The sequence below is a fragment of the Nocardia camponoti genome (assembly GCF_014646135.1).
Taxonomy (GTDB): Bacteria; Actinomycetota; Actinomycetes; order Mycobacteriales; family Mycobacteriaceae; genus Nocardia; species Nocardia camponoti.
The window spans coordinates 126,883-138,547 of the sequence record NZ_BMMW01000003.1 but is presented as its reverse complement, the minus strand read 5'-3'; the positions used below and the strand labels follow the sequence as shown (position 1 = coordinate 138,547).

Genomic DNA, 11,665 nt, shown 5'->3' with positions numbered 1-11,665 from the left:
CCGTGAATAAGGCGGAGACGACCGGCAAGCATCGGGTCGTGCGGTTGAGCGCGGGGCAGCTTTACCTGCGCAGCCACCTGCCGATGACCGTGGTCTCGACAATGATCGTGATCGCCATCGCGTTTGTGGTGTGGGAACGGTGGCGTCGTGGCGCGCTGATTTTCGGCAGTGCCGCGCTCGTTGCCGCCGCGTTCCGACTGTGCCTGCCAACCGTGCAGGTTGGGCTGCTCGCCGTGCGAAGCAAGCCATTCGATGTTGCCGCGCTAGCCGCGCTCGGCAGTTCCGTCGTGTTTCTCGCCGCGACGATCAACACGTTGGGTGTGGCCTAAAAGCTCAGCGGTTTTCGCGAGCCAATCGCATGGTCTCGGTGAGCAGCTTCGCCACTGCCGCCGCCTCGGTGAGGAAGCCATCGTGGCCGTCGCGGGAATGCACGATTTCCAACCCAGCGCAGCCGGGCAGACCGTCGGCAAGTTCAGCTTGGGTGTGCAACGGGTAGAGCCGATCGGAATCGACGCCACCAACCACAACCGGCACCGACGTCGAAGCGAGCGCGGCGGCAACGCCACCACGACCACGACCGACGTCATGGCGGTTCATCGCTTCGCTCAGCAGCACGTAGGTGGCCGGATCGAAGCGCTGGCAGAGCTTGTCGGCCTGGTGTTCCAAGTAGCTCTGGACCGCGTACCGACCGCCCTGCCACGGGTCTTCCGCACCCTGGGCGGAGTTGGCGAAGCGGTGCTCAAGTTCGCCCTCGGTGCGGTAGGTGAGATGCGCGATGCGCCGTGCTAGGCCCATGCCGGTCATCGGGACGCGGCCGGTGCCGTGGTAATCGCCGCCCTGCCAGTCGGGATCGGCTTTGATGATGGCCATCTGCGTGGTCTGCGTGCCGATCTGATCGGCGGTAGCCCGTGCGCCGACCGCCAACACGAGCGCCGCGGCGACCCGCTCCGGCTGGCTGACGATCCACTCAAGCACCCGCATGCCGCCCATCGACCCGCCGACGACGGCACCGAGCCGGTCGATGCCAATCAGGCTCAGCAGTTGCGCTTCGGCGTTGACCTGGTCGCGGATGGTGAGTTCGGGAAAGCGCGAACCCCACGGCTTGCCGTCGGGCGCGAGCGTGGACGGGCCGGTGCTGCCCTTGCAGCCGCCGAGCACGTTGGTGGCGATGACACACCATTCGTCGGTGTCGATCGGCGCGCCTGGGCCGACCATGCCTTCCCACCAACCGGGAGCGGAATCGGCGTCGCCGATGACATGCGAATCGCCGGTGAGCGCGTGCTCAACGAGCACAACGTTGTCGAGTGTCGGGGAAAGCACCCCCCACCGCTGCACGGCCAAATGCACATCGGGCAGCACGACGCCGTTTTCCAGCGTGACATCGCCGATGGAAACCGTGCCGAGTTGCCCGCCCGGTGGTGGCAGCAGGGCCACCCCGGGCGCGGTGCGTGCGGGCGGGAAGGGGGTGCTCACGGTCAACTGTTCGCCGCCGCGAATCCGGCAGAAAGGTCGGCCAAGATGTCGTCGATGCCCTCGATACCAACAGCGAGCCGGACGAGGCCCGGCGTGACGCCCGCAGCCAGCTGTTCTTCCGGCGTGAGCTGCGAATGCGTGGTTGACGCGGGGTGGATAACGAGAGAACGCACGTCACCGATGTTAGCGACATGGCTGTGGAGGCTGAGCGCGTCCACGAACTTCTTGCCCGCATCGACGCCACCAGCCAGTTCGAACGCGACAATCGCGCCCGCGCCCTTCGGTGCCAACTCTTGCGCGCGCTGGTACCACGGCGAGTTTTCAAGCCCGGCGTAATACACCGCGTCGACGCCCGGCTGCTCGGCGACGAACTTCGCGACAGCTTCGGCGTTGGCGACGTGCCGCTCGACGCGCAGGCTCAGCGTTTCCAAGCCCTGGGCGATGAGGAACGCGTTGAACGGGGCGACGGCCGCGCCCAAGTCGCGCAGCAACTGCACGCGCGCTTTGAGCGCGAACGCGGGCGCGCCGAGGTCGGCGAAGACCGCGCCGTGGTAGCTGGGATCAGGTTCGGTAAAGCCGGGGAAACGCGAATTTCCGTCGGCGTCGGTGACGCGCCAATCGAACGTGCCGCCGTCGACGATCACGCCAGCGACCGCGGCACCGTGGCCACCGAGGTACTTGGTTGCCGAGTGCACGACGATGTCGGCACCGTGCGCGAGCGGCTGGATGAGGTACGGCGTCGCGACGGTGTTGTCGACGATGAGCGGCAGACCGGCCGCGTGCGCGACGCCAGCGATGCCGGGGATGTCGAGGACCGCGCTGCTCGGGTTAGCGATGGTTTCGCCGTAGAACGCCTTAGTGTTCGGGCGAATGGCGGCTTCCCACTGCGCGAGGTCATCGGGATCGTCGACAAACGACACCTCGATGCCCAGCTTCGGCAGCGAGTAATGGAACAGGTTGTACGTGCCGCCGTAGAGGTGCGGGCTGGAAACGATGTGGTCGCCAGCCTGGGCAAGATTGAGGATCGCGTAGGTTTCGGCGGCCTGGCCCGATGCGAGCAAAAGGGCTGCGACACCACCCTCAAGTGCGGCGATGCGCTGCTCAACCGCGTCCTGGGTGGGATTCATGATGCGCGTGTAGATGTTGCCGGGCTCGGCGAGACCGAACAGCGCGGCGGCGTGGTCGGTGTCGCGGAAGGCATACGAGGTGGTTTGGTAGATCGGGAGCGCTCGCGCGCCGGTGGCCGCATCGGGGGCCTGACCAGCGTGGATCTGCTTGGTTTCGAACGACCAGTGCTCAGGCTGGGTTGCGTCGGTCATCAGTTCTCCAGGGGAGTGAAAAGCCGGGTTTATGTCGTCATTTGGGGCGGATCGACTGACAACAACACATCGGGTGCCTCCTGCAAAGCGCGCTTGCCCACGACCTTCGAGGGCCCGGTCATCACCCGGAGCACCCCACCGCTGCTGGAGGGTTGCCGACCAGCGAGCCGGGGCTTGGCGCTGGTACTCATGACCTTGCGTTGATGGTAACCGATACGTCTGACACGTTCTCGCGCGCGGCGCGGATGTTGCGCAGGGCGAAGGGCTGTCCGAACAGTCGCAGTGCCCGATACTCAGCAGGTCGGGCGACGAGGTGGTATCAGTCATAGAACGAACTAATGGCGTGTGACGGTGACGACGGTCGCGCACAGCGGGGGATCGACTCGCGGTGAGGACTTCGGCAGCAGTACGCTCGTCATGTTTGACACCACACGTCCCGCCGACAACGCGGGGCATATACGTTGTCTGTTGGAACTGCTGGGGTCCGCTCACAAGCGTGTTCGCCTGGCCGTGCAATAAGGGCACCCACCGAGGAGGACACGAAGATCCATGTCCAAGATCAAGGTTGAAGGCACCGTCGTAGAACTCGACGGCGACGAGATGACCCGGATCATCTGGCAGTTCATCAAGGACAAGCTGATCCACCCGTATCTCGATGTGAACCTCGAGTACTACGACCTCGGCATCGAGTACCGCGACAAGACCGATGACCAGGTCACTGTCGACGCCGCGAACGCCATCAAAAAGCATGGCGTCGGCGTGAAGTGCGCCACCATCACCCCCGACGAAGCGCGGGTGAAGGAATTCGGGCTCAAGCACATGTGGCGTTCACCCAACGGCACCATTCGAAATATTCTGGGCGGCACCATTTTCCGTGCCCCGATCATTATTTCGAACGTGCCCCGCTTGGTGCCGGGCTGGACCAAGCCGATCATCATCGGCCGCCACGCCTTCGGTGACCAGTACCGGGCAACCGACTTCAAGGTGTTCGAAGCGGGCACCGTCACGCTCACGTTCACGCCGGAAGACGGCGGCGAACCGATCGTGCACGAGGTCGTGAAGATGCCCGAAGACGGCGGCGTCGTCATGGGTATGTACAACTTCAAGAAGTCGATCGAAGACTTCGCGCGCGCGTCGTTTAACTACGGCCTGCAGCAGAACTACCCGGTGTACCTCTCGACGAAGAACACCATCCTCAAGGCTTACGACGGCATGTTCAAAGACACCTTCGAAGAAATCTTCGAAGCCGAATTCAAGGCTGAATTCGATGCCGCCGGACTCACCTACGAGCACCGCCTGATCGACGACATGGTCGCCTCCTCGATGAAGTGGGAGGGCGGTTACGTCTGGGCGTGCAAGAACTACGACGGCGACGTGCAGTCCGACACCGTCGCCCAGGGCTTTGGTTCGCTCGGTCTGATGACGTCGGTGCTGCTCACCCCGGACGGCCGCACCTGTGAGGCCGAGGCCGCGCACGGCACGGTCACCCGGCATTACCGGCAGCACCAGCAGGGCAAGCCGACGTCGACTAACCCGATCGCGTCGATCTTCGCGTGGACGCGTGGGCTTGAGCACCGAGGCAAGCTCGACAACACCCCCGAGGTGATCGGCTTCTCCCAGACCCTCGAAGACGTGGTCATCAAGACCGTCGAGGGTGGTCAGATGACGAAGGACCTCGCGGCCCTTGTCGGCGGCGACCAGGGTTACCTGAGCACCGAGGAGTTCCTCGGCGCACTGGACACGAACCTGGCGCGCGCACTGCGGTAAGAGTTAGCGAAGGGGCGGGGAAGCCGGTCGACGAGCGGTTCTCCCCACCCCGCGCCCGGGCGATAGCCATAACTATTTTTCACCCGTGGCATTAATCACGGCGGTTTCGAGTAGCGGTTGTTATCTCAACGCCGTTGCATGGACCTAGTGACTTCTCTTACCGCGCCCGCGCACGAGCCTCGCGTCTCCTGGCACATCCCCGCGATGCTCGCGCTCTCCCTCGGCGGGTTTGGGATCGGAACCACCGAGTTCGTCACGATGGGCCTGTTGCCCGACATCGCGAAAGCGTTCTCCGTCTCGGAACCCACTGCGGGACATGCTGTTTCGGCTTACGCGCTCGGGGTGGTTGTTGGCGCGCCGCTGATCGCGTCGCTTTGCGCGCGAGTTCCGCGCAAGAAATTGCTCATCGCCCTGATGATCGCGTTCACGCTCGGCAACCTCGCGACCGTGTTCGCGCCCACGTTTCCCACGCTGATCTTGGCCCGGTTCGTGAGCGGGTTGCCGCACGGTGCCTATTTCGGGGTCGCCTCCCTTGCCGCCGCGACGCTCGCGCCCGCCGGTCAGCGCGCTAAAGCGGTTGCCGCGGTGATGCTGGGGTTGAGCGCGGCCAATGTCGTTGGTGTGCCCGCCGCGACGTGGCTCGGTCAGAGTTTGGGGTGGCGTGACGCGTTTGGCGTTGTCGCGGTGATTGGCGTCGCGACGGTATTCGCGCTGTGGCGGTTCGTTCCCGAGCTGACCGGGCTGAAGCCGACGAACCCGATGACCGAACTCAGCGCACTCAAACGCCCGCAGGTGTTGCTCACGCTCGCGGTCGGCGCGATCGGTTTCGGCGGCATGTTCGCCGTGTACACCTACATCGCGACGACGCTCACCGACGTCGCTGGCATGTCAGCGGCAACGGTCCCACTCGTCCTAATGCTGTTCGGTTTGGGCATGGTCGCAGGCAATGTCGCGGGTGGTTTCCTCGCCGATCATGGCGTCGACAAGGCGATTTTCGTCGCCTTGATCTCGATGGTCTTCATCCTCGCGGGCTTCGTCGCCGCCGCTCACCACCCCATCAGCGCGGGCGTAGGCGCGTTCCTTGTCGGCGCATCGGGCGCGGCACTGGCCCCGGCCCTACAAACGCGCCTGATGGACGTGGCCGCCGACGCCCAGACCCTCGCCGCCGCCTTGAACCACGCGGCCCTGAACATCGCGAACGCGGCAGGCGCATGGCTGGGCGGCTTAGTAATCGCGGCAGGTTTGGGCTACACCGCCCCCGCCGCCGTCGGCGCGATCTTGGCAGTAGCAGGCGTCGCCCTTTTCACCATCACCGTCGCTTTGGCAGGTCGCGGGCATTCCCAAAAGCTATAACGGCTGGAATTTCGTAGTCGAGCGGTAAATAATTCACGCCGAGTATTTCCGTTTCGGGAATGAATGTTCACGTTTAGTTAACCTTTAAATCCGCCCTGATTTCAATTTGTGGGCACATGCGGTTGTGATTCCCATCATGCTTTAGTCCATATCGTTCAGGCTGCGTGAATCTGTGCTCTGTAGTGCTGTTTTGGTATAGCCGCACCTCAACAGGAACACAGTTGGACGTTTGATCGAACCTGTGTTAAAAATTGCTCGCCGGATATCTTTCTGGCCGGTCCGCGAGTACCGGTGGGGCTTAAACATCGCGATGAAGTCTTAGATGAGGAGAATTCTGTGAAGAAGTTCCGTACGGTCGGCGCTGCCGTCGTTATCGCGTCGGGCCTGGTCCTGGGTGTCGCGGGCACCGCGTCGGCCCAGACCACCACCCCGCCGCCCACCACCACTCCGGCTAAGCCGGACGCTGGCTCGGCGACCCTGCTCGCTGGCCTGAACGCGCTCGCGTCGGGTTCGGCCGCGGCTCCTGCCGAGACCAAGCCTGCTGACCCGAAGCCTGCTGACCCCAAGCCGATCGCCGATCCGGCCACCCCGCCGCCCACCACCACCCCGCCCAAGCCGGAAGCTGGCTCGGCGACCCTGCTCGCTGGCCTGAACGCCCTCGCGTCGGGTTCGGCTGCGGCTCCTGCCCCGACCAAGCCTGCTGACCCGAAGCCGATCGCCGACACGGTTACCCCGCCGGCTGACGCTCCGGATGCCGGTTCGGCCACCCTCCTCGTCGGTAGCGCCACGCTGCTGTCGGGTTCCAGCTCGGCTCCTGCGGCTGACGTCAAGCCTGCTGCTGACACCGTCACACCGCCTCCGGCCGCCACCGTTCCGCCCAAGCCGGAAGCTGGCTCGGCCACCCTGTCCGCTGGCGTCGACGGCCTGCTGAAGGCTCTGCTCCTCGGCTCGAGCTTCTACACCACGCCGCCGAAGGCCTGATAGCTCAGTAACAACGCAGCGCAGGTAGTCGCGGGCAGCGACCACCTGCGCTGTTGCGTTTCCGGGTCAAACCGCGCGCAAATGGCCTCGGCTCGCGTAGATGTGTTCGGCTATTAGGGTCGCGATTCGATCCGGGGATTCCAGCATCGGGACGTGGCCTACGCCGTGTACCAGGATTCGGTCGGCGTTTTCGGGGAGGTCGCGTAGGTAGCGGGTCGCGTATACGTGGTTGGGGATTACTCGGTCGTATTCGGCGAGCAGTAGGCGGACCGGGGTCGACAGTTCGTCCAAATCTTGCATCGCGGGGGCGCGAAGGCTGCCGAGCAGCATCGGGATCATCGCGTCGCAGCCAAGGACCGCCGACAGCATGTTGGTGAGGTCGCGGCGGGGCACCGAGCTGGTCGACTTCGCGACGACCAGCGCGGCGACCTGCTGAATGATCGCGTTGTCAACGATGCCAGCGCCCAATCGCCGCCCAACCGCGACGAACGGGATCAGCGAAGCGAACTTCAACCCAACGCGCACCGCGGTCAGCGACGGCGAACCCCACCCGCCCGCGGGTGCGATCGCGGTGAGCGTGCGTGCGCGCCCGCGACGCGCGAGTTCAAGACCAACCCAGCCGCCGAGCGAATTGCCAGCGATGTGGCAGGTCTGCCAGCCAAGCTCGTCAAGTTGGCTTTCGATTTGGTCGGCCAAGGCGTACACATCAAGCGACCAACCGCGCAACTCCGGCCCACCCCAGTGCCCGGCGAACGCGGGCGCGTACACCTCGCAATGCGACGACATTCGCCGCGCGACCTGTTCCCAACAGTGCGGCGAAAGTAGGAAACCGTGCAGCAACAGGACCGGATCGCCCTTGCCGAGATGCAGTGCCGCGACAGGCGCGGGCCGGGTGGAAGCGGGCGTGGTGGATCGTGATGACGTCATTGTCAATCACCCCTTCGAAAATGGGCCTGACTAGCCATTGTACGGTTCTGACGTGGGAATTCTGTGCTCAACCGTCAACGTCAACGGAATCCGTGCCGCGTCAACTAAGGGGATGCTCGACTGGCTAGCCGCAACCGAGGTCGACGTTGTGTGCCTTCAGGAAACCCGAGCCACCGACGCGCAAACCGCGACCGCTCTCGCCCCAGCGCTCGACGCGGGCTGGGTGCTCAGTCACGCCGAACCGGAGTCGAAAGGTCGTGCGGGCGTTGGCATTCTGTCGCGACGCACCCCTGACGCGGTCCGAATTGGCTTTGGCAGTGCCGAATTCGCGAACTCGGGCCGATACATCGAAGCGGACTTCGGCGACGTCACTGTCGCGTCGGTATACGTGCATTCCGGCGAGGAAAACACCCCAAAGCAGGACGAGAAGTACCGATTCATGGCCGAATTTGGTGCTTATCTGAAAGCGAAGCAGGGCGATTTCGTTGTCACTGGCGATTGGAATATCGCCCCGACCGAGCTCGATTTGAAGAATTGGAAGGGCAACCAAAAATCGGCGGGCTTCTTGCCTGAGGAACGTGAATGGATCGCTGACCTCATCGCCGCCGGTTTCAAAGACGTTGTGCGCGAGCTACATCCGGGTGTGAGCGGCCCGTATAGCTGGTGGTCGTACCGGGGTCGCGCCTTTGACAACGACAGTGGATGGAGAATCGATTATCACCTCGCGCGCGGCGACATCGCCTCTCGCGCGAAGTCGGCCATCGTCGAACGCGCCGCCGCGTACGACCAGCGCTGGTCCGATCACGCGCCAGTGACGGTGCAGTACCGATGAAACTTTCCGCTAAAACACTCGGCCTGCTCGGTGGGCTCGCGCTCGTGATCGTCGCGGTGCTGCTCACGCTTTTCGCTGGCGGCAGCACGCAACTGACGTCAACTAAAGCAGCAACGACAACAACCTCGGTAGCGAAACCGGCAGCTAAACCACAGCCGGTCACCACCCAAACCGCCCGCGCACCCGGCGTCCCTGACCGTGCGTACGTGACGCTCGCCGAAATCGACGCCGGTCGCTGGCCCGATTCGGCCAACGCGCCTGGCACCAAAGGCGGCGACCCGTGGATGAATCGCGGCGGTGATTTGCCTGCGAAAGACGCGTCGGGCAAGTCGATCAGCTATCAGGAATGGGACGTCAATCCGAAGGCGCGGAACCGTTCACGCGACGCCGAACGCATCGTGACCGGCAGCGATGGCAGCGTTTGGTACACCGGCGACCACTACGAGACCTTCACGAGGATGCGCTGATGCGGCTCAAGGAATTTCTCGCCCCGACGCAGAAAAGCGTGTTCGGCGCGCTCGACGTCGACGCGAGCGAGTTCAGTGGCGTCCGCTACGACGCACCAGCCGACTACCAGGTTCGCGAATTGCGTGGGAACAAGATGCGGACCGTCGCGAGCCTCTACGACGAGTTCGCCGCCGCGTTCCAATTCCCGTACTACTTCGGGGCGAACAAGGACGCGTTCGATGAGTGCCTGCGCGACCTCGACGACTTCATCGGTCGCGCGCCCGGCTACGTGATCGCGATCCGCGATGCGCGCGAACTGCTGAGCGAACAACCGGTCGAACGCGACTGGTTCGCCAGCGCGATGAGCGACGCTGCCGCCTACTGGGGACGCCGTGAAGTCGCGTTCCATGTCGTGATTCAAGGTCCCGCGACGATGTTCGATGCCGTCTCCCTCACGGACTAGCTCTCACGGAGCGCGAACTGCCTCTTGCCCAAGCGTTCGTTTGGGAGGACTCTTGAGGCAGATCGCACTCAATGAGGAGACACCGCGATGGGCACAAGCGCGGGCGAAGCGGGATATTTCGCCGATGACTCCATGATTCGCCGAGTGATGCGCAAGCGCGCGGTCGGCCTTACTTACGGCCTGCGCGCACTCGTTGTTGGCGCGATCAACCCGCTGCTTTACGTCGGCACCGCCGAACATTCCGCGCATCGCGACAGCCCGTACACCCGCCTCGCGACCACGGGCGCGCTGTTTGAAGCGGTGTTTCTCGGCAGCAAAACCGAAGCTGATCGCGCGCTGAAATTCACCAAGCGCAAGCACGCGAGCGTCGTCGGCACCCTGCCCGAAAACGCGGGCGACGCCCACCCCGCAGGCACGCCGTACTCCGCCTTCGACCCTGACCTGCTGTTCATGACGATGGCGTTCACCTTCGAATCGGCGATGACGATGCACGACCTGCTGGTCCGCAAACTCACCGACACCGAACGCGCCGATCTGTATTCCGACTTCGTGCGCTGGGGCGAGCTGTTCGGCATGCCGCGCAACGCGGCCCCGCTCGACTACCTCGCCTTCGACCGCTTTTTCCAGGCGTATCTGAAATCGGCCGAACTTTTTCTCACCGACGAAGCGCGACTTGTCGGCTCGTACCTCGCCGGCCACAAGCGCGCGTATCGGTTGCAGCCACCAGCCGAGCAGGTAGGTTCCGCGCTCTATCTGCTGGTCCAGGGCAGTCTGCCCGCACGCGTTCGCGGACTTTATGGCATGGACTGGTCGCTTACCGACGAAGTCGCGTTCCAGGCGTTCGCGCGCGGTATTCGGACCGCGCATGTCGCGCCGCCGCTGGCCCCGCGCGTGCTCGCGAACGCGCTCGCTGGCCGCAGCGCCCCTTCCTACCAGCTCATCGCCCGACGCGAGCAGCGCATGATTCGCGCTGGCCGCGCCAGCATGCCCGGTGTGGATCCGCGCAACTGGGTGCAGCGTAATTCCGCTTGAGCAGCATGGAAAGATTCGGGGTATGTCCAGTCCTGCCCCGGCCGCGTCGGCCGAACGTAAACAGCGGGTGCTGTCGGGCATCCAGCCCACCAGCGACTCCTTCCACCTCGGCAATTACCTGGGTGCGTTGCAGTACTGGGTGACGATGCAAGACGAGTACGACGCGCTGTATTTCATCCCCGACATGCACGCGATCACGGTGAGCCAAGACCCGAAGGCGCTGCGCGCGCGCACGAAGGCCGCCGCCGCGCAGTTGCTCGCGCTTGGCATCGACCCGGCCAAGTCGACGTTGTTCGTGCAAAGTCAGGTGCCCGAGCACGCTGAGCTGGCGTGGGTGCTTTCCTGCATCACCGGCTTCGGCGAGGCGAGTCGGATGACGCAGTTCAAAGACAAGTCGGTGAAACAGGGTGCCGACAACGCGACGGTCGGGCTGTTCACCTACCCGGTCCTCATGGCCGCCGACATCCTGCTTTACCGCCCGCATCAGGTGCCGGTCGGCGAGGATCAGCGCCAGCATCTTGAACTCACGCGAAACCTCGCGCAGCGCTTCAATACTCGTTTCAAGAAGACGTTCGTCGTGCCGGAGCCGCACATCGTCAAGGGCACCGCCAAGATTTTTGACCTGCAAGATCCCACCGCGAAGATGAGCAAGTCGGCCGCGACCGACGCTGGCCTGATCAACCTGCTCGACGACCCGAAGGTCACCGCGAAGAAGGTGCGTTCGGCGGTCACCGACACTGAGCGCGAGATCCGCTACGACCCGGAAAACAAAGCGGGCGTGAGCAATTTGTTGGTGATCCTCGGCGCGCTGACCGAAACTCCGCTCGTCACACTGGAAGAGAATTTCGCCGGTAAGGGTTACGGTGACCTGAAAGCCGAAGTAGCTGACGCTCTCGTTGAATTCGTGACGCCCGTGCAAAAGCGCGTCAAGGACTACCTTGATGACCAGGCCGAGCTGGATCGAGTTCTCGCCGCAGGCGCGGAACGGGCACGCGAGATCGCCAGCAACACATTGGCACAGGTGTATGAGCGGGTTGGCTTCCTCGCTCGCTGACCCTTCCTAGGAGCGCG

General features: G+C 64.1%; 12 protein-coding genes and 1 riboswitch. Of the genes, 9 read left to right on the top strand and 3 right to left on the bottom strand.

The window, feature by feature from the left end:
- The first annotated feature begins 2 nt into the window (after nt 1-2).
- Nucleotides 3-329, top strand: a complete 327-nt coding sequence (locus IEX78_RS15535) for a DUF3017 domain-containing protein (RefSeq protein WP_229684026.1) — start codon at nt 3-5, stop codon at nt 327-329.
- A gap of 4 nt (nt 330-333) precedes the next feature.
- Here IEX78_RS15535 and metX read toward each other — a convergent pair whose 3' ends face one another.
- Together metX and IEX78_RS15525 are read right to left on the bottom strand one after the other, a co-directional pair.
- Nucleotides 334-1,479: a homoserine O-acetyltransferase MetX gene (gene metX / locus IEX78_RS15530; protein WP_188829730.1), complete on the bottom strand. Its 1,146-nt coding sequence runs from the start codon at nt 1,477-1,479 to the stop codon at nt 334-336.
- The gene (locus IEX78_RS15525; RefSeq protein WP_188829729.1) at nt 1,476-2,792 is read right to left on the bottom strand and encodes a bifunctional o-acetylhomoserine/o-acetylserine sulfhydrylase; all 1,317 of its coding nucleotides are present in this window, start codon (nt 2,790-2,792) and stop codon (nt 1,476-1,478) included. Before IEX78_RS15525 ends, metX begins: the two co-directional genes overlap by 4 nt.
- Nucleotides 2,793-2,876: 84 nt before the next feature.
- Nucleotides 2,877-2,987, bottom strand: a riboswitch (SAM riboswitch).
- Nucleotides 2,988-3,341: 354 nt separating this feature from the next.
- Here IEX78_RS15525 and IEX78_RS15520 point away from each other — a divergent pair.
- The 3 genes from IEX78_RS15520 (at nt 3,342) to IEX78_RS15510 (ending at nt 6,893) form a co-directional block, all read left to right on the top strand.
- On the top strand, nt 3,342-4,559 hold the full coding sequence (locus IEX78_RS15520; protein WP_188829728.1) for an NADP-dependent isocitrate dehydrogenase: 1,218 nt from the start codon (nt 3,342-3,344) through the stop codon (nt 4,557-4,559).
- Between the two features lie 204 nt (nt 4,560-4,763).
- Nucleotides 4,764-5,912, top strand: coding sequence for an MFS transporter (locus IEX78_RS15515; RefSeq protein ID WP_188830223.1), 1,149 nt, complete (start codon nt 4,764-4,766; stop codon nt 5,910-5,912).
- 336 nt (nt 5,913-6,248) lie between these two features.
- A complete protein-coding gene (locus tag IEX78_RS15510; RefSeq protein ID WP_188829727.1) occupies nt 6,249-6,893 on the top strand; it encodes a hypothetical protein in 645 nt (214 codons plus the stop codon).
- Between the two features lie 66 nt (nt 6,894-6,959).
- On the opposite strand, the gene ephH is transcribed toward IEX78_RS15510, so the two are convergent.
- A complete protein-coding gene (gene ephH / locus IEX78_RS15505) occupies nt 6,960-7,820 on the bottom strand; it encodes an epoxide hydrolase EphH (RefSeq protein WP_188829726.1) in 861 nt (286 codons plus the stop codon).
- Nucleotides 7,821-7,872: 52 nt separating this feature from the next.
- Between ephH and IEX78_RS15500 the strand changes: the two genes are divergently transcribed.
- From IEX78_RS15500 to trpS, 5 genes are all read left to right on the top strand, one after another.
- Nucleotides 7,873-8,652: an exodeoxyribonuclease III gene (locus tag IEX78_RS15500; RefSeq protein ID WP_188829725.1), complete on the top strand. Its 780-nt coding sequence runs from the start codon at nt 7,873-7,875 to the stop codon at nt 8,650-8,652.
- Nucleotides 8,649-9,119 carry a guanyl-specific ribonuclease gene (locus IEX78_RS15495; protein ID WP_188829724.1) on the top strand — a complete coding sequence of 157 codons (471 nt, stop codon included), beginning with the start codon at nt 8,649-8,651 and terminating at the stop codon, nt 9,117-9,119. Before IEX78_RS15500 ends, IEX78_RS15495 begins: the two co-directional genes overlap by 4 nt.
- On the top strand, nt 9,119-9,562 hold the full coding sequence (locus tag IEX78_RS15490; protein ID WP_188829723.1) for a barstar family protein: 444 nt from the start codon (nt 9,119-9,121) through the stop codon (nt 9,560-9,562). The genes IEX78_RS15495 and IEX78_RS15490 overlap by 1 nt, the downstream gene beginning before the upstream one ends.
- A gap of 87 nt (nt 9,563-9,649) precedes the next feature.
- On the top strand, nt 9,650-10,594 hold the full coding sequence (locus IEX78_RS15485; protein WP_188829722.1) for an oxygenase MpaB family protein: 945 nt from the start codon (nt 9,650-9,652) through the stop codon (nt 10,592-10,594).
- Between the two features lie 22 nt (nt 10,595-10,616).
- Nucleotides 10,617-11,648 carry a tryptophan--tRNA ligase gene (gene trpS / locus IEX78_RS15480; protein ID WP_188829721.1) on the top strand — a complete coding sequence of 344 codons (1,032 nt, stop codon included), beginning with the start codon at nt 10,617-10,619 and terminating at the stop codon, nt 11,646-11,648.
- Nucleotides 11,649-11,665: the final 17 nt, after the last annotated feature.

Coding starts and splice junctions, on each gene's coding strand:
- IEX78_RS15525 (WP_188829729.1), bottom strand. CDS start 2,792: ATGACCGACGCAACCCAGCCTGAGCACTGGTCGTTCGAAACCAAGCAG.
- IEX78_RS15520 (WP_188829728.1), top strand. CDS start 3,342: ATGTCCAAGATCAAGGTTGAAGGCACCGTCGTAGAACTCGACGGCGAC.
- IEX78_RS15515 (WP_188830223.1), top strand. CDS start 4,764: ATGCTCGCGCTCTCCCTCGGCGGGTTTGGGATCGGAACCACCGAGTTC.
- ephH (WP_188829726.1), bottom strand. CDS start 7,820: ATGACGTCATCACGATCCACCACGCCCGCTTCCACCCGGCCCGCGCCT.
- IEX78_RS15495 (WP_188829724.1), top strand. CDS start 8,649: ATGAAACTTTCCGCTAAAACACTCGGCCTGCTCGGTGGGCTCGCGCTC.
- IEX78_RS15490 (WP_188829723.1), top strand. CDS start 9,119: ATGCGGCTCAAGGAATTTCTCGCCCCGACGCAGAAAAGCGTGTTCGGC.
- IEX78_RS15485 (WP_188829722.1), top strand. CDS start 9,650: ATGGGCACAAGCGCGGGCGAAGCGGGATATTTCGCCGATGACTCCATG.
- trpS (WP_188829721.1), top strand. CDS start 10,617: ATGTCCAGTCCTGCCCCGGCCGCGTCGGCCGAACGTAAACAGCGGGTG.